14 protein-coding genes are annotated in these 16676 nt (G+C 63.6%); 9 read left to right on the top strand and 5 right to left on the bottom strand.

Translation table 11 applies throughout. The annotated features are described in order from the left end of the window. Positions 1–9: 9 nt before the first annotated feature. Both QLG02_RS01120 and QLG02_RS01115 read right to left on the bottom strand, forming a co-directional pair. Positions 10–609 carry an aminodeoxychorismate/anthranilate synthase component II gene (locus tag QLG02_RS01120; protein ID WP_282464287.1) on the bottom strand — a complete coding sequence of 200 codons (600 nt, stop codon included), beginning with the start codon at positions 607–609 and terminating at the stop codon, positions 10–12. After that, positions 602–2236: an anthranilate synthase component 1 gene (locus QLG02_RS01115; RefSeq protein WP_282464286.1), complete on the bottom strand. Its 1635-nt coding sequence runs from the start codon at positions 2234–2236 to the stop codon at positions 602–604. The genes QLG02_RS01120 and QLG02_RS01115 overlap by 8 nt, the downstream gene beginning before the upstream one ends. Positions 2237–2673: 437 nt before the next feature. Between QLG02_RS01115 and QLG02_RS01110 the strand changes: the two genes are divergently transcribed. From QLG02_RS01110 to tesB, 6 genes are all read left to right on the top strand, one after another. Beyond that, positions 2674–3555, top strand: a complete 882-nt coding sequence (locus QLG02_RS01110) for a PHP domain-containing protein (protein WP_044800394.1) — start codon at positions 2674–2676, stop codon at positions 3553–3555. Between the two features lie 102 nt (positions 3556–3657). Beyond that, on the top strand, positions 3658–4278 hold the full coding sequence (locus QLG02_RS01105; RefSeq protein ID WP_282464285.1) for an L-threonylcarbamoyladenylate synthase: 621 nt from the start codon (positions 3658–3660) through the stop codon (positions 4276–4278). Continuing rightward, the gene (locus QLG02_RS01100; RefSeq protein WP_052143511.1) at positions 4271–5182 is read left to right on the top strand and encodes a ScpA family protein; all 912 of its coding nucleotides are present in this window, start codon (positions 4271–4273) and stop codon (positions 5180–5182) included. The genes QLG02_RS01105 and QLG02_RS01100 overlap by 8 nt, the downstream gene beginning before the upstream one ends. A 35-nt stretch (positions 5183–5217) precedes the next feature. Next, positions 5218–5814: an SMC-Scp complex subunit ScpB gene (gene scpB, locus QLG02_RS01095; RefSeq protein ID WP_011706719.1), complete on the top strand. Its 597-nt coding sequence runs from the start codon at positions 5218–5220 to the stop codon at positions 5812–5814. Further along, on the top strand, positions 5807–6730 hold the full coding sequence (gene rluB / locus QLG02_RS01090; protein WP_011706718.1) for a 23S rRNA pseudouridine(2605) synthase RluB: 924 nt from the start codon (positions 5807–5809) through the stop codon (positions 6728–6730). The genes scpB and rluB overlap by 8 nt, the downstream gene beginning before the upstream one ends. Positions 6731–6929: 199 nt before the next feature. Further along, the gene (tesB, locus tag QLG02_RS01085; RefSeq protein WP_016351376.1) at positions 6930–7793 is read left to right on the top strand and encodes an acyl-CoA thioesterase II; all 864 of its coding nucleotides are present in this window, start codon (positions 6930–6932) and stop codon (positions 7791–7793) included. 63 nt (positions 7794–7856) lie between these two features. Here the strand turns inward: tesB and QLG02_RS01080 are convergent, their stop codons facing one another. The 3 genes from QLG02_RS01080 to QLG02_RS01070 form a co-directional block, all read right to left on the bottom strand. Then, entirely contained in the window at positions 7857–9035 is a 1179-nt protein-coding gene (locus QLG02_RS01080; protein WP_282464284.1) for a dicarboxylate/amino acid:cation symporter, read from the bottom strand. Between the two features lie 195 nt (positions 9036–9230). Next, positions 9231–9770 carry a class I SAM-dependent methyltransferase gene (locus tag QLG02_RS01075; RefSeq protein WP_282464406.1) on the bottom strand — a complete coding sequence of 180 codons (540 nt, stop codon included), beginning with the start codon at positions 9768–9770 and terminating at the stop codon, positions 9231–9233. A 203-nt stretch (positions 9771–9973) separates the two neighbouring features. After that, positions 9974–10615, bottom strand: a complete 642-nt coding sequence (locus QLG02_RS01070; protein ID WP_282464283.1) for a TetR family transcriptional regulator — start codon at positions 10613–10615, stop codon at positions 9974–9976. A gap of 143 nt (positions 10616–10758) precedes the next feature. Between QLG02_RS01070 and QLG02_RS01065 the strand changes: the two genes are divergently transcribed. The 3 genes from QLG02_RS01065 to QLG02_RS01055 are packed head-to-tail and all read left to right on the top strand — an operon-like array spanning position 10759 to position 16521. Then, complete coding sequence (locus QLG02_RS01065) at positions 10759–11952, top strand: efflux RND transporter periplasmic adaptor subunit (RefSeq protein WP_029299706.1); 1194 nt, start codon at positions 10759–10761, stop codon at positions 11950–11952. A 17-nt stretch (positions 11953–11969) separates the two neighbouring features. Next, positions 11970–15119 carry an efflux RND transporter permease subunit gene (locus QLG02_RS01060; RefSeq protein ID WP_282464282.1) on the top strand — a complete coding sequence of 1050 codons (3150 nt, stop codon included), beginning with the start codon at positions 11970–11972 and terminating at the stop codon, positions 15117–15119. Beyond that, complete coding sequence (locus QLG02_RS01055) at positions 15112–16521, top strand: efflux transporter outer membrane subunit (protein ID WP_282464281.1); 1410 nt, start codon at positions 15112–15114, stop codon at positions 16519–16521. Before QLG02_RS01060 ends, QLG02_RS01055 begins: the two co-directional genes overlap by 8 nt. Positions 16522–16676: the final 155 nt, after the last annotated feature.

Here is a 16676-nt window from a genome sequence, read left to right as displayed (position 1 = left end):
TTGGTCTCCTTACCGCACACTGCTTTCTGGACGGGTGATATGGGCGAGCGCCTGGGTCAGCAGGCGGGCCCCTTCCGAGGTCATGATGGATTCCGGGTGGAACTGGAACCCCAGCACCCGCTCATCCTGCTGCTCGATGGCCATGGGCATGCCCTGATAGTGGGCAATCACCGTCAGCTCTTCCGGTACATAGGTGGCGACCAGCGAGTGGTAGCGGGCCACCGGCAGCGGGCTTTGCAGCCCCGCGAAGACGCCGTGGCCGTTGTGCTCAATCAGCGAGCGCTTGCCGTGGACGATCTCGCCCGCCGCACCGACGGTGCCGCCGTAGGCTTCGCACAGGGCCTGATGGCCGAGACAGATGCCGAGGATGGGCACCTGACCACGGGCCAGCTTGATGAGGTCAATCAGGCAACCCGCCTCATGGGGGGCACCCGGCCCCGGCGAGAGCACCAGCACGGCGTCCCCTTCACAGGCGGCGATCTCGCTCATGATGCGGCTTGCCGGCAGGCTGTTGCGGTAGATCCGCACCGGATAGCCGAGGGAGCGGAACTGGTCGACGAGGTTGTAGGTAAACGAATCGAAGTTGTCGAGCAGGAAGATGTTAGTCATGGCTCACGTCCTTATGTTGCTCCTGCTGGGCGCTCAGGGCTTGCAGGGAGGTGCCATGGCTGGCGGCGATGGCGGCCAGCACGGCCGCCGCCTTGGCGCGAGTCTCGTCCGACTCGGCCTGGGGTTTGGAGTCATAGACCACGCCGGCACCGGCCTGCACATGGGCCACGCCCTCTTTGACGAACGCGGAGCGGATGACGATGCAGGTATCCATCTCGCCGGCGCCGTTGATGTAGCCGACCGCGCCGCCGTAGCTGCCGCGGCGCTTGCCTTCCACCATGCGAATGAGCTCGCTGGCGCGGATCTTGGGGGCGCCGGTGAGGGTGCCCATGTTCATGCAGGCCTGATAGGCGTGCAGGGCGTCAAGGTCGGCGCGCAAGGTGCCGACCACCTTGGAGACCAGATGCATCACGTGGCTGTAGCGATCCACTTTCAGCAGCTCCTTGACGTAGCGGGTACCCGGCTCCGAGATGCGGGCGATGTCGTTGCGGCCCAGATCCACCAGCATCAGGTGCTCGGCTACCTCTTTCTCGTCCTGACGCAGTTCCAGCTCGATGCGGCCGTCGAGATCCCGGTTGATGCTGCCATCCGGGTTGAAGCCGCGGCGGCGGGTGCCGGCGATGGGGTACATTTCCACGTCGCGGCTGGTGGCGCAGAATTTCACCGCGCTCTCCGGCGAGGCGCCAAACAGGGTGAAGCCCTCATCCTGCACATAGAACATGTAGGGGCTGGGGTTGGTCTGCTTGAGGCGGCGATAGGCGGCGACGGGGCTGGGGCAGGGCAGGGAGAAGCAGCGGGACGGCACCACCTGGAAGATGTCGCCGCGGCGGATAAAGCCCTTGAGCTTCTCCACCTCGGCGCAGAACTGCTTGTCGCTCTTGTCCACGCTCATGCCGCCGGTGAGGGCCGGGGTGGCCGGGGCCTGCGCGGGGGCTTGCTGGCAGGCGTGCTTGAACTGGGCGAGGCGCTCGCTCAGGCGGTGGTATCTGTCTTCCACCCGGCTCTCGTCGCTGTCGCCGCCAAAGATGCAGGCAAGCAGCGCAGTGGAGCGCGCGATGTGGTCGATGGTGATCAGGGTCTCGGCCACGTAGAAGCAGTAGTCGGGGCAGTCGTTGCTCCCCTGTGGCACGTCGGGCAGATCTTCAAAGGAGGCGATGAGGTCGTAGGCGAAGCTGCCGGCCATAAAGAGCGCTTCTTTGCCGAGCTGGCAATCAAGCTCCCGCTGCAGGGTGCGCAGCACGTCCAGCACGCTGATCCCCTTGAGGCGGCTGTCTTCGTCCTGCTCCCGATCAGAAGCCGGGAAGTCGAGCTGCAGCTCGCCGGCCACCAGGCTCTGGGCAACGGCGGCTGGCAGGCGCTCGGCCAGCAGGCTCTGCAGCTGTGCGCCGTTGTCGTTGAGGCTGCGCACCCGCACGGTGCGGCCACGGCACTCGATGCGCAGGCAGGCGTCCACCAGCAGCAGGCTCTGTTTGCCGGCCTTGGAGTCGATCTCGACCGATTCCAGCAGCAGGTTGTTGGGGCGACCCTGGCAGAGCTCGCTGTAGAGTGCCAGCGGATCGGCCACATAGGGGGCGTTGAGGGTGAGGGTATCGAATTCACCCAGAGGAAGGCGATGGCTGGCTGTCATAGTGCGTTCCCTTGCGTGTGATGCTGTTTACCGATGTTCATGACGTTGAATTCCTTGAAAATTTAATGGGTCTGGGGTGGCTGGTTCAGGGGCGCCATCGCCAGGTCAGGTTGCTTGTCTGAATTCTCGGTTTCATCACAGGTCCATTTGCCGGATAATAAAAAAGCCCGCTGGGGTCAGCGGGCTTTTTCTTTGGGTTCTTTATTTGCTGTCAGATTTACAGGTACAGCAACGACCACACGCCCGCATGTCAGGGAGTGTGCCACCACCAGATGGTCAGGATGGAAGTCGTTTGCATGATAAAGTCCTGTAAAAAGATGTTTGCAATGAAGTGCCTACAGAAAACGATAAAGCCGCGGCCAAGTCAAGTCGCTTTTTAGCCTTCTTTCACCGAATGTGTACCCATGGTGACCTGACCACGAGAGCGGAATAATCTGATGAGATTCGATCTACACTGCCATACCACGGCCTCGGATGGCGTGCTGAGCCCCGCCGAACTGGTGCGCCGCGCCGCCGCACAAGGGGTCGAGGTGTTAGCAGTCACTGACCACGATACCCTTGCCGGGCTTGATGAGGTGCGCCGCACCATCGACGCCGAGCAACTGCCGCTGCGGCTGGTGAGCGGGGTCGAGATCTCCACCGGCTGGGAGCATCACGAAATTCATATCGTGGCGCTGGGGGTGGATGAAAAAAATCCGCAGCTGGTGGCGTTTCTGGCCGGCCAGCTGGCCCGTCGTGAGGCGCGCGCCCAGGAAATAGGGCGTCGTCTGGAGAAGTGCCAGCTCCCCGGCACCTATGAAGAGGCCAAGCAGCTGGCTGGCGACGCCGCCGTGACCCGGGCCCACTTTGCCCGGGTGCTGATGGCGCGCGGGGTGGCCGATACCATGCAGAAAGTCTTCAAAAAGTACCTGAGCCGGGGCAACAAGGGCTATGCTCCGGCCGAGTGGCCCGAGATGGGCGAGGCGATCAGCGCCATTCACGCCGCTGGTGGTCTGGCGGTGCTGGCCCACCCGAGCCGTTACGACCTCACCGCCAAGTGGATCAAGCGGCTGCTGGTGGCCTTCAAGGCGGCCGGTGGCGATGCCATGGAGGTCTCGCTGCCCCAGCAGAGCCCGCAGGAGCGGGCGAATCTCGGCCAGTGGGCCAAGGAGCACGACCTCTACATCTCGGTAGGATCGGATTTTCACTTCCCCTCCAACTGGACCGAGCTGGGGCGCCACCTCTGGTTGCCCAAGGAGGGGATGCCGCTCTGGCTGGCCCATCCCGGCCACTTCGGCCTGAGCGCCGAGCAGCACGCCGCCCTGCTGGCCAGCCGTTGAGAGGCGCCGGCGGACGTCAAACAGATTAAGGTAGTGTCGTGGAGCCTGGCTCCACGGCCATCAAGCGGGCAGGCATTGCCGCCCCCATTGCGAGAACGAGTCATGAGTCAGCACTTTTACGTACATCCGGAAAACCCCCAGGCCCGTCTGATCAGCCAGGCGGTACAGATCATTCAGAACGGCGGCGTCATCGTCTATCCCACCGACTCGGGCTATGCGCTGGGTTGCCAGATGGGCGACAAGGGCGCGCTGGAGCGCATCTGCCGCATCCGCCGCATCGATCCCAACCACGACTTCACCCTGGTGTGCCGCGATCTCTCCGAGATCTCCACCTATGCCAAGATGGACAACACGGCGTTTCGCCTGATCAAGAACAACACCCCAGGTCCCTACACCTTCATCTTCAAGGCCACCAAGGAGGTGCCGCGTCGCCTGATGAACGAGAAGAAGAAGACCATCGGCATCCGGGTGCCGGACAACAAGATTGCCCAGGCGCTGTTGGAAGCGCTCGGCGAGCCGCTGCTCTCCACCACCCTGATCCTGCCGGAATCGGACATGGCGGAGTTCGACCCGGAGGAGATCTTCGACAAGCTGGGCAAGCAGCTGGATCTGGTGGTCAACGGCGGTTATCTGGGCGAGCAGCCCACTACCGTGGTGGACTTCTCCGACGACGAGCCGGTGCTGCGCCGGCGTGGTGCCGGGGATCCGACTCCGTTTGAGTGATACTGCCGATCCTGTGCCGGTGACGACCACGCCCACGGCGGGTGAGAGGGTGGCGAGCCCGGCGGGGGAAGCCATTCCCCCCCAGGCCGTCCCGTCTCCCATCGCCCGGGTGCTGGGGCAGCCCTATCACGAGCTGCCCCAGGATTTGTTCATCCCGCCCGATGCGCTGGAGGTGTTTCTCGATACCTTCGAGGGGCCGCTCGATCTGTTGCTCTACCTCATCCGGCGCCAGCAGCTCGACATCCTCAACCTGCCGATCCTGCAGATCACCGCCCAGTACATGGAGTACGTGGAGCTGATGCAGGGCCTCAATCTGGAGCTGGCGGCCGAATACCTGCTGATGGCGGCCTGGCTGGCGGAGATAAAATCCCGTCTGCTGCTGCCCAAGGCGCCTGAGCTGGAAGATGAGGAGGAGGGGGAGGACCCCCGCGTTACCCTCATTCGCCGGCTGCAGGAGTACGAGCGCTACAAGGTGGGGGCGGAGCGGGTCAACGAGCTGCCGCGGCTGGAGCGGGAGATCTTCATCGCCACCGCCCTGCCGCCGGATTTTGGCGATCTCAAACCATTGACGCCCGATGTTTCGCTGGTTGAGCTCGCCCTTTACATGCAAAGTGTGGTAAAACGCGCGACTCATTTTGAACATCACCAGATCCGCCGTGAGCAGATCCCGACCCGGGTGCGTATGGCGGAGATCCTTGCCATGCTCTCGCTGGGCCAGACCCTGCGCCTGGATCGGGTGCTGCGCGCCGAAGAGGGGCGCATGGGGGTGTTGGTGACGTTTCTGGCGCTGCTGGAGCTCTGCAAGGAGCAGTTGATCTGGATCCTGCAGGCGGAACCGCTGGGGCCGATCCACTTTGCCCTGGCCGGCCAGCATGAGGAGAGCGAGCGTGGCGCTGCCCACTGAACGGTTGAAGAGGCCGATGTTGCGAGGAGCGGATCATGGCGCTGCCGGCTGAACGACTCAAGACGCTGATCGAGGCGGCGCTGTTCGTCGCCGGACGCCCGCTCAACGTCAGCGAGCTCAAGAGCAGCGTACTGGCGGACTACCCGGTCACCAGCCGCTACGTCCAGCTGTTGCTGGCGGAGCTCAGACAGGATTACAGCGAACGGGGAGTGGAGCTCAAGGAAGTCGCCTCCGGCTGGCGCTTTCAGGCCCGCCAGGAGTACGCCGAGGAGCTCTCCAGGCTCTGGAGCGAGCGGGCGCCCCGTTATTCGCGCGCCGTGATGGAGACGCTGACGCTGATCGCCTATCGTCAGCCCATCACCCGGGCCGAGATCGAAGCCATCCGCGGGGTGGCGGTCTCGAGCCAGATAGTGAATACCCTGAAAGAACGTGGCTGGGTGCGCAGCATCGGTCACAAGGAGGTGGTGGGCCGCCCGGAGCTGCTCGCCACCACCCGAGAATTTCTGGATTATTTTAATCTGCAGAGTCTGGAGCAGCTCCCCGAGCTTGATCCCGAACTGCAACCCTCGTTGTCCACGCTGACATTGGCAGCTGCGGGCAGCGATCAACAATCAGGTAACCCCGATGAGTGAAAAACTGCAAAAAGTGTTGGCCCGCGCGGGTCACGGCTCCCGTCGTGAGATGGAGGCCCTGATCACCGCAGGTCGGGTCAGTGTGGATGGCAAGGTCGCCACACTGGGGGATCGCGTCGAAGTGAACGCCGTGATCCGGGTGGATGGTCACCAGATCAAGACCCGTGCCGCAGAGGAAGTGATCTGCCGCGTGCTGGCTTACCACAAGCCGGAAGGGGAGATGTGTACCCGTCACGATCCGGAAGGTCGTCCCACCGTGTTTGATCGTCTGCCCAAGATGGAAGGGGCCCGCTGGATTGCGGTCGGCCGCCTTGACGTCAACACCTCAGGTCTGCTGCTGTTCACCACCGACGGTGAGCTGGCCAACCGGCTGATGCACCCGAGCCACGAAGTGGAGCGGGAATACGCGGTGCGGGTCTTTGGCGAGATCACCGAAGCCATGCTGCAGCGCCTGCGCAAGGGCGTGCAGCTGGAAGACGGCATGGCCAAGTTCAACAAGATCAAGCCGGCCGGTGGCGAGGGTCTGAACCAGTGGTTCAACGTCACCCTGACCGAGGGTCGCAACCGTGAAGTGCGCCGCCTGTGGGAATCCCAGGAAGTGCAGGTGAGCCGCCTGATGCGTATTCGCTACGGCGACGTGCAGCTGGATCGCGGCATTCCGCGCGGTGGCTGGCAGGAGCTGAAACTGCCAGAGGTGAACTACCTGCGTGGCCTGGTCAACCTGCCCAACGAGACCGAGTCCAAGGTCGATCTGCAGCAGGATGGCAAAACCAGTCGTCACAAGCAGGCCGCCCAGATCCGTCGCGCCGTCAAGCGCCACAAGGAGATGCAGGGCAAGGAGCCGCGCGCCCGTGCCACCACGGCCCGTCGCAAGCCGACCTCCTCCACCCGCAACTCGGGTACCGGCAGCAAGTAAGCGCTGCGTGGCCGCAAGGCCGCACTGCAACAGGCCCGCCTCTCGGCGGGCCTTTTCGTTGGCGCCTTTTGAGTTCGTTATTGTTCAAATTAACGTAAAGCTGAATTAATGGGGCCGGGCAGGCGACTGGTAGGGGCGGGGGTGGTTGCCCGGCACGAGCGGGCTTGTTAGCCTTCCCGCACTGACACAGGAGATAATAATGAGCAAGGTACTTGATGAGCTGCTGGCGTTGCTGGCGCTCGAGAAAATCGAGGAGGGCCTGTTTCGGGGCCAGAGCCAGGATCTCGGTCTGCGGGCCGTGTTTGGCGGACAGGTAATGGGGCAGGCCTTGTCAGCCGCCAAACAGACGGTGGCAAGCGATCGCCAGGTGCACAGCTTCCACTCCTACTTCCTGCGCCCCGGCGATGCCAACCGTCCCATTGTCTACGATGTGGAGAATATCCGCGACGGCCAGACCGTCTCCACCCGCCGGGTCAAGGCCATTCAGGGCGGCAAGCCCATCTTCTATCTCAACGCCTCCTTCCAGGTCGAGGCGGACGGTTTTGAACACCAGATCGCCATGCCGGCGGGGATCACGCCCCCCGAGCAGCTCAAGAGCGAGCTGGAGCTGGTGCGCCCCTACGAGCAGCAGATCCCGCCTGCCCTGCGCGACAAGATCATGTGCGAGAAGCCCATCGAAATTCGCCCGGTGACCCTGGTCGACCCGATCCGCCCCGACGTGCACGAGCCGCTGCGCCACGTCTGGTTCAAGGCCAATGGCCAGATGCCGGACGATCAGCGGGTGCACAAGTACCTGCTGGCCTATGCCTCCGACTTTCACTTCCTGTTCACCGCCCTGCAGCCCCACGGCGTGTCGTACTGGGAGCCGGACATGCAGGTGGCCACCATCGATCACTCCATGTGGTTCCACCGGGACTTCCGGCTGGACGACTGGCTGCTCTACGTGGTGGACAGCCCGAGCGCCAGTGCCGGTCGCGGCCTGGTGCGCGGCCAGTTCTTCACCCGCGATGGGGTGCTGGTGGCGAGCACGGCGCAGGAAGGGGTGATCCGCCGCCGCGGTTGATTGGCGCTGACCGTCAACAAAAAACGGGAGCCGATGGCTCCCGTTTTTTATCTGCTTGCTCTATCAGGCCGCATCTTGCTCGGCGCTGAGCGCTGGCTCGCCGCTCTGGGCGAAACGGTCGGCCCACAGGGCGATGACGCCGTCGCCGGTGACGTTGCAGGCGGTGCCGAAGCTGTCCTGCGCCAGGTAGAGGGCGATCATCAGGGCGATGGAGGCTTCACCGAACCCCAGCATGGAGGTGAGCAGACCCAGCGCGGACATGACGCCGCCACCCGGGGCACCCGGCGCGGCGATCATGATGACGCCCAGCATCATGATGAAGGGCAGCATGGTGTTGATGCCCGGAATGGCCAGATGCTCGGAGAGGAACATCACCGCGGTGGCGCAGGTCACTAGCGTGATGGTGGAGCCACACAGGTGAATGGTGGCGCACAGCGGCACGGTGAAGTTGGCGATGCCGTCGCTCACGCCGTTGTTCTTGCTGGCCTGCAGGGCGACCGGGATGGTGGCGGCGCTGGACATGGTACCCAGCGCGGTGAAGTAGGCCGGCAGCATGTTCTTGATGAGCTGGGCCGGGGAGCGGCCCAGGGCCAGACCGGTACCGACGAACAGCACGGAGAGCCAGAGCCAGTGCATGACGATGGCCATCACCAGCACCACGCCGAAGGTCTTCAGGGTGGCGAATACGGTGCCTTCCACCGTCATCTCGACGAAGACGCCGGCGATGTAGAACGGCAGCAGCGGGATGATCACCTTGGCCAGCAGGCGGTCGATGATGTCGCGGCCCTGATCGGCGACCCGGCGCAGATCGGTGGCCTGGGTGGCGCTGATGCCGATGCCGAACACGAAGGCGGCGGCCAGCGCCGACATCACCCCGAACAGCGGCGGGATCTCCAGGTTGATGTAGGAGGCGAGCTTGATGGCGCTCTCGGCGGTGGGCTCGGCGGCGGTGGTCAGGCGCGGGATCAGGTTGCTGGCCACGGTAAAGGCGAACAGGCCCGCCAGTATGGTGGAGCAGTAGGAGAGGGCGACCGTCTTGCCCAGCAGCTTGCCGGAGTTCTTCGGCAGGCTGGCGATGCCGCTCATGATGAAGAACAGGATGATGAGCGGAATGGTGAAGGTGATCAGCTGACCTATGACTGTCTTGGCCGTAAACAGCACGCGTGCGACCCATTCCGGGGCGTAGAGACCGAGCAAGAGTCCGGTGAGGATGCCGGCAACCAGTTTGAGGACAAGTTTCATAAGTAAATCCAGGTGTTAGTGTCTGATTTGTTATTTAATTTTGATTTTAATGCCGCTTTTTAACACAAAATCCGCATCATGTCTGTCGTGCGTGCGTTAATGTCGAGTTAAATATTGTTAAATGTGATCATGGTGGTGATAGCCACTGGCAGGGTGGGCGCGAAGCGCGGTGGGCGATTAATTTGGCGCGCCCTTTCAGGCGCGGATCAGCAGGGCGTGCAGCCAGCGGCCATCCGCCTGCTTGCACTCCCAGCACTGCTGCAGTTGCAGCGGCAGCGGGGCGATGAGCCGGCGCAGGCCGTCTTCATCGAGCCGGGTCTGGGAGAGGTGCTCCTCGGCAGGAGTGCTGCCGGTGGCAACGGGCTGGCCACTGGGGTGGGGAAAGGCACAATAGAGCGGCCCGGCGGGCTTGAGCAGCCCAGCCAGATGGGCCAGCGCATCGCTGAGCTCGTCTGGCGCGATCGCCGGCAAGGCGCCGCGCGCCCAGATGCCGTCATAGGGCACTACGCTATGCAACTGCTCGATGCGGCAGACCCGCACCGGCTGGCCGCTGCGCCGCGAGGCTACCCTGGCTTGTGCCAGGCGGGCATCGAAGGCCGTCACCACCAGCCCCTGCTGGCGAAAGAAGCAGAGATCGTTGCCTTCGCCGCAGCCCGCCTCCAGCAGGTGGGCGCCGGCTGGCAGCAGCGCCAGAAACGATTGGCGCGCCGCTGACCATGGGTCGACTGAGGGCATGGCAATGGAGGCCGGAGGGCAAGAGGAGGATGAACGGGACATGGCAGGCACCTTGGTTCGGGGGGCGCAACTCAATTTCGGGGGCGTGACTATAGCAAACTTGAGCCAATTTGGCGCCGGGGCGCCAAATTGATGGCAGGAGATGGAAGGAAGTAGGGGTTGTCTGCATCGGGCAAGGGCCGCCAGTGTTCGGCCTTGCAGGCTCAGGGGCGACGGGCGGCCGGGCCGGTTGGCAGGGCGATCAGGGCGAACAGGCTGTCCAGCAGGAAGTCGGCCTCCTGGCGCAGGTCGATGCGCTCCGGAAAGTGCAGCCAGTTGATGATGTAGCCATCCAGGGTGCAGTGCAGCAGGGTGGCGGCCCGCTGCAGATCCAGCCCCTGCGGCAGCTGGCCGAGGCGCACCGCATTGCCCAGGGTGGTTTCCAGATCCCGGAAGAAGTTGTTGGACTGGCTGCGCATGTGTTCGCGCAAGGAGATGGCCTCTCCCTCCAGCGACTCCAGGTTGAACATGATGGTGAACATCTGTTGATGGGCCGGGTTGGTGCAGATTTTGACCAGCACCTCCTTGAGGAAGGTACGCAGCTTGCCGAGGGGGTCGGGCTCCAGCTCGGAGACGCAGGCATCGAGCTGATGGGAGAGGGGTTGGCACAGCTCCTCCCAGAGGGAGACGAACAGCTCTTCCTTGTTCTTGAAATGCCAGTAAATGGCGCCCCGGGTCAGCTCGGCGGCCCTGGCGATGTCGGTCAGGCTGGTCTTGGCCAGGCCGTGTGAGCAGAACAGATCCAGGGCCGTACTCATGATGTGGCAGCGGGTCTGCTGCGCCTCTTCTTTGGTTCTTCTGGCCATCTCTGCGCGCACCTTGTAAAAGTAAAAAAAGTCACTTACATACATTTATGAATGTATGTATATTGCCTCATCTTTCCGATTTTACCAACCGGGTCCTATAAACCCTGTGGTTATTCATTGATAGACAGAGGCTCAGGTTCTCCATGCATAAACATATTCTCGCACGTTCAGTCGGCCTTGCGCTGCTGGCGAGCGGTCTGCTGACCGCTTGCGGCGAACAGGGCAGTGCCCAGCAGGGGCCCGGTGCGATGCCGCCGGCCGCGGTGGATGTCGTCACCCTGCACACGGCGCCGTTGCAGCTCACCACCGAGCTGACCGGTCGCAGCGCCCCGCTGCGGGTCGCCGAGGTGCGTCCCCAGGTGAGCGGCATCATTCTCAAGCGTCTTTTTACCGAGGGCAGTGACGTCAAGGCCGGCCAGCTGCTGTACCAGATCGACCCCGCCGTCTATCAGGCCGCGGTGGCCAGTGCCAAGGCCAACCTGGCCAAGGCGCAGGCCAACGAGCAGAGCGCCCGCCTCAAGGCCAAGCGCTATGCCGAGCTGGTGAAGGTGAAGGCCATCAGCAGCCAGGAGTATGACGACGCCGACGCGGCCTGGAAGCAGCAGCTGGCCGAAATCGGTGCCGCCAAGGCGGCGCTGCAGACCGCCAACATCAACCTGGCCTACACCCGCATCACGGCGCCCATCAGCGGCCGTATCGGCAAGTCCGCGGTGACCGAGGGTGCCCTGGTGACGGCCCAGCAGGCCGACAGCCTCACCTCCATCCAGCAGCTCGATCCCATGTATGTGGACGTGCGCCAGTCCACCGCCGATCTGCTGCGTCTCAAGCGCCAGGTGGCGGCCGGCAAGCTGACCCAGGACGAGCAGAAAGGCGCCCGGGTGAGCTTCCAGCTGGAAGATGGCTCCACCTACGGTGAAGAGGGCTCGCTGCAGTTCTCCGACGTGACCGTGGATGAGACCACCGGCATGGTGACTCTGCGGGTGATCGTCCCCAACCCTCATCAGCTGCTGCTGCCGGGCATGTTCATGCGTGCCACCCTGCAGGAGGGCGAGCGCGCCGAAGGGCTGTTGGTGCCGCAGACCGCGGTGACCCGTACCCCGAAAGGCGGCGCTACCGTGATGGTGGTGACGGCGGACAACAAGGTGGAGCTGCGTGAAGTGCAGCTGGGCCGCATCGTCGGCAGTGACTGGGTGGTGGAATCCGGTCTCAAGGCGGGCGAACGGGTGATCGTAGCCGGCCTGCAAAAGGTAAAACCCGGGGTCGTCGTGGCACCTGCTGAACAGAGTGCCGCTGCGCAGTCTGCCCAGGCGCCGGCCAATGCCCCGGCCAACAAGTAGGATGGAGTAGTCGCCTCATGGCACGATTTTTCATAGACAGACCCATTTTCGCCTGGGTGATCGCCCTGGTGATCATGCTGGCGGGGAGCCTGGCCATCATCAAGCTGCCGGTCGCCCAGTACCCGAGCATTGCGCCGCCGGCGGTGGGCATTTCCGCCAGCTACCCGGGGGCCTCCGCCAAGACGGTGGAAGACTCGGTGACCCAGATCATCGAGCAGAACATGACCGGGCTGGATCACCTGCTCTACATGTCCTCCCAGTCGGACTCCTCCGGCCGGGTATCGGTCACCCTCACCTTCCAGCCGGGGACCGACCCCGACATCGCCCAGGTGCAGGTGCAGAACAAGCTGCAGCAAGCCATGTCGCTGTTGCCGCAAGAGGTGCAGCAGCAGGGGATCCGGGTCCAGAAGACCTCCAGCAGCTTCCTGATGGTGGCCGCCTTTATCTCCAAAGATGGCGCCATGACCAACGATGACCTGGCCGACTACGTGGTGGCCAACATCAAGGAGCCGCTCAGTCGTCTGGACGGGGTAGGGGACATCACCCTGTTCGGCAGCCAGTACTCCATGCGGGTCTGGCTCGATCCCAACAAGCTCAACCGGGTGCAGATGACCCCGGGTGACGTGCAGGCCGCCATCAAGGCGCAGAATACCCAGGTGGCCTTCGGCAAGCTGGGGGGTACCCCGGCGGTGACCGATCAGCAGTTCACCGCCACCATCATGGGGCAGACCCGGCTCTCCACCGTGGAGGAGTTCAACGACATCCTGCTGCGGGTGAACCAGGACGGCTCCAAGGTGCGGCTCAAAGACGTGGCCAGAGTCGAACTGGCCGGCGAAAGCTACGATGCCGAGGCGCTCTACAACGGTCAGTCCACCGCGGCGGTGGCCATCAAGCTGGCGACCGGCGCCAACGCGCTGGATACCGCCGAGAAGGTGCGTGGCAAGCTGAATGAGCTCTCCACCTACTTCCCGGCCAACATGGAGATTGTCTACCCGTACGACACCACGCCGTTCGTGAAGATCTCCATTGAGGAAGTGGTACAGACCCTGGTGGAGGCGATCTTCCTGGTGTTCTGCGTGATGTATCTGTTCCTGCAGAACTTCCGCGCCACCCTGATCCCGACCATTGCGGTGCCCGTGGTGCTGCTGGGGACCTTCGGCGTCATGTCGGCGTTCGGCTTCTCCATCAACACCCTGACCATGTTCGGCCTGGTGCTGGCCATCGGCCTGTTGGTGGATGACGCCATCGTGGTGGTGGAGAACGTGGAGCGTCTGATGAGCGAGGAGGATCTCTCTCCGCTCGAGGCGACCCGCAAGTCGATGACCCAGATCACCGGTGCCCTGGTGGGGATCGCCTTGGTGCTCTCGGCGGTGTTCGTGCCGATGGCCTTCTTCGGCGGCTCGACCGGTGCCATCTATCGCCAGTTCTCGCTCACCATCGTCTCGGCCATGGTGCTGTCGGTGCTGGTGGCGCTGATCCTGACCCCGGCCCTGTGTGCCACCCTGCTCAAACCCCTCAAGCATGGCGAGTTCGGTGCCAAGCGCGGCTTCTTCGGCTGGTTCAACCGGGCCTTCGACGCCAGCGCCAACCGCTACCAGAGCGGCGTGCGCAAGGTGGTCAAGCAAGGGGTGCGCTACGGCATTATCTACGCCGCCATGCTGGCGGTACTGGCCATCCTGTTCATGCGCATGCCCACCTCCTTCCTGCCGGAAGAGGATCAGGGGGTCATCATGTCCATGGTGCAGCTGCCGGTCGGGGCGACCAAGCAGCGCACCGAGGTGGTGCTGGCCGACATGCGCGACTACTTCATGAAAAACGAGAAGGATAACGTCGACTCCGTGCTGACGGTGGCGGGCTTCAGCTTCGCCGGTAGCGGTCAGAACAGCGGCATGGCGTTCATCAAGCTGAAAGACTGGAAGGAGCGCAACACGCCCGATCGCAGCGCCAATGCCATCATCGGCCGTGCCATGGGCTACCTGTTCAGCATCAAGGAAGCCCAGGTGTTCGCCTTCAACCTGCCTCCGATCCCGGAGCTCGGGACGGCGACCGGTTTTGACTTCTTCCTGCAGGATCGGGCCGGCGTGGGCCACGACAAGCTGATGGCGGCGCGCAACCAGCTGCTCGGCATGGCGGCGCAGGATCCCAACCTGGTGCGGGTGCGCCCGAACGGGATGGAAGACACTCCCCAGCTCGACATCAAGATCGACTACGAGAAGGCGTTGGCGCAGGGGCTCTCCATCAGCGACATCAACAGCACGCTCTCCAGTGCCTGGGGCTCTGCCTATGTGAACGACTTCGTCGACAGAGGCCGGGTCAAGAAGGTCTATCTGCAGGCGGATGCCCCCTTCCGGATGAACCCGGAAGATCTCAAGCTCTGGTACGTGCGCAACAGCGCCGGTCAGATGGTGCCCTTCTCCGCCTTTGCCAGCACCGACTGGAGCTTCGGCTCGCCACGGCTGGAGCGTTACAACGGCGTACCGGCGATGGAGATCGTCGGGGAAGCGGCGCCGGGCAAGAGTACCGGTGACGCCATGGCCGCCATCGAGCAGATGGTGAAGCAGCTGCCGGAAGGCATCGGCATCGAGTGGACCGGTCTCTCCTACCAGGAGCGGCAGGCAGGCTCTCAGGCACCGGCCCTGTACGCCATCTCGCTGCTGGTGGTGTTCCTCTGTCTGGCGGCGCTTTACGAGAGCTGGAGCATTCCGTTCTCGGTGATGCTGGTGGTGCCGCTCGGGGTGTTGGGGGCCATTGTGGCCGCCACCCTGCGCGGGCTGGAGAACGACGTCTACTTCCAGGTGGGCCTGCTGACCACCATCGGTTTGTCGGCCAAGAACGCGATCCTCATCGTCGAGTTCGCCAAGGAGCTCTATGACAGGGGCATGGGGCTGAGCGAAGCCGTGGTGGAGGCGGCGCGCCTGCGTCTGCGTCCTATCCTGATGACCTCGCTCGCCTTCATCCTCGGCGTATTGCCGCTGGTGATCAGTACCGGTGCCGGCGCCAGCAGCCGCAACGCCATCGGTACCGGCGTGATGGGGGGGATGATCAGTGCCACCGTGCTGGCCATCTTCTTCGTGCCGCTGTTCTTCGTGCTGGTGATGCGCTATTTCACCAAGCACAGCACCAAGCAGGCGCGTCTGGCCCATGCCGAGGAGATCAAACATGACTAAAACCCTGATCGCCCTGAGCGTGACCCTGCTGCTGGGGGGCTGTTCCATGGCCCCCGATTACCAGCGCCCGGCGCTGCCGCAAGGCGCCGCCTGGCAGAGCAACCCGGCAGGGGAGGCGGCTGTCTCCCCCTGGCGCCAGCAGTTCCTCGATCCCGCCCTGCAGCAGCTGATCGCCACGGCCCTCGAGAACAACCGGGATCTGCGCATCGCGGCCCTCAACGTGGAGGCCTACGAGGCCAGATACCGGATCCAGCGGGCGGCCCAGCTGCCGACCCTGGCGGCCAATGGCTCGGGTACCCGCCAGCAGGGATCGGACGATCTCAGCAGCACGGGGCAGGGTACCATCAGCAGCCAGTACGGCGCCAACATCGGCATCACCTCCTACGAGCTGGACCTGTTCGGCCGGATCCAGAGCCTCAAAGATCAGGCGCTGGAAAACTATCTGGCGCAGGTTGAGACCCAGCGCAGCACCCAGATCGCGCTGATCGCCTCGGTGGCCAACGCCTATCTCACCCTGCTGGCGGATCAGGAGTTGCTCGCGCTGAGCGAGGCGACCCTGGCCACCGAGCAGGAGAGCTATGGCCTGACCGAGCACAAATACCGGCTGGGGGCCGCCTCCGAGATGGAGCTGGCCCAGGGCCGTACCGCGCTGGAGAGTGCCAAGGTGAGCCTGGCCCAGTACCAGCGGCAGGTGAAGCAGGATCGCAACGGCCTGGCACTGCTGCTCGGGACTGGCGTCCCCGCACTGATGACCGAGCCGGCGAGCCTGGCCGAGGTGCAACTGGCGGCCATCCCGGTGGGTGCTCCATCCAGTCTGCTGCAACAGCGCCCGGACATCCTGGCGGCCGAGCACAGCCTGAAGGCGGCCAATGCCAATATCGGCGCCGCCCGTGCAGCCTTCTTCCCGACCATCTCGCTGACCGCGACGGCGGGCACCGCTAGCAACCAGTTGAGCGGGCTGTTTGACGGCGGCACCGGCACCTGGACCTTCATGCCGCAGATCAACCTGCCGATTTTTGATGGCGGCAAGCGCATCGCGGATCTGGACGTGGCCGAGGTAAGCACCAGGCAGGCGGTGGCGAGCTACGAGAAGAGCATCCAGACCGCATTCAAGGAAGTAGCGGATACACTCGGCGCCCAGTCTGACTATCAGCGGCAACTGCAGGCGCAGCAGGCACTGGTGGAGGCAAACCAGACCTACTTCAAGCTGGCGGAGGTGCGTTACGAGAAGGGGGTGGACAGTTATCTAACCCGACTCGATGCCCAGCGCTCGCTGTTCAGTGCCAAGCAGGGGCTGATCAGTACCCGTCTGGCGCAGCTCAGCAACCAGGTCGCGCTCTACAAAGCCGTCGGCGGCGGTTGGCAAGCCACCTATACCGAGGGTGGCAAAGAAAAAAGCTGACAGTAGCCACAGATCTCTCCTTGCGTTATCTTACCGTCACAGGGCGAACCATCAGGTTCGCCCTGTTTGTTTTCAGCAAAAACATATACATATGAAACCCAAGTGACATAATACGTCGTGCAGACAGCATTGCGACCGGTATCAGAACCTGGTGG

The sequence above is a fragment of the Aeromonas sp. V90_14 genome, from assembly GCF_029967615.1.
GTDB lineage: Bacteria > Pseudomonadota > Gammaproteobacteria > Enterobacterales > Aeromonadaceae > Aeromonas > Aeromonas hydrophila.
This window is presented reverse-complemented; position numbering and strand designations above follow the sequence as displayed.

Bases quoted from the DNA above. Each gene is read 5' to 3' on its own strand.
- QLG02_RS01120 (WP_282464287.1), bottom strand. From the start codon at position 609: ATGACTAACATCTTCCTGCTCGACAACTTCGATTCGTTTACCTACAAC.
- QLG02_RS01115 (WP_282464286.1), bottom strand. From the start codon at position 2,236: ATGACAGCCAGCCATCGCCTTCCTCTGGGTGAATTCGATACCCTCACC.
- QLG02_RS01110 (WP_044800394.1), top strand. From the start codon at position 2,674: ATGAGATTCGATCTACACTGCCATACCACGGCCTCGGATGGCGTGCTG.
- QLG02_RS01105 (WP_282464285.1), top strand. From the start codon at position 3,658: ATGAGTCAGCACTTTTACGTACATCCGGAAAACCCCCAGGCCCGTCTG.
- scpB (WP_011706719.1), top strand. From the start codon at position 5,218: ATGGCGCTGCCGGCTGAACGACTCAAGACGCTGATCGAGGCGGCGCTG.
- rluB (WP_011706718.1), top strand. From the start codon at position 5,807: ATGAGTGAAAAACTGCAAAAAGTGTTGGCCCGCGCGGGTCACGGCTCC.
- tesB (WP_016351376.1), top strand. From the start codon at position 6,930: ATGAGCAAGGTACTTGATGAGCTGCTGGCGTTGCTGGCGCTCGAGAAA.
- QLG02_RS01080 (WP_282464284.1), bottom strand. From the start codon at position 9,035: ATGAAACTTGTCCTCAAACTGGTTGCCGGCATCCTCACCGGACTCTTG.
- QLG02_RS01075 (WP_282464406.1), bottom strand. From the start codon at position 9,770: ATGCCCTCAGTCGACCCATGGTCAGCGGCGCGCCAATCGTTTCTGGCG.
- QLG02_RS01070 (WP_282464283.1), bottom strand. From the start codon at position 10,615: ATGGCCAGAAGAACCAAAGAAGAGGCGCAGCAGACCCGCTGCCACATC.
- QLG02_RS01065 (WP_029299706.1), top strand. From the start codon at position 10,759: ATGCATAAACATATTCTCGCACGTTCAGTCGGCCTTGCGCTGCTGGCG.
- QLG02_RS01060 (WP_282464282.1), top strand. From the start codon at position 11,970: ATGGCACGATTTTTCATAGACAGACCCATTTTCGCCTGGGTGATCGCC.
- QLG02_RS01055 (WP_282464281.1), top strand. From the start codon at position 15,112: ATGACTAAAACCCTGATCGCCCTGAGCGTGACCCTGCTGCTGGGGGGC.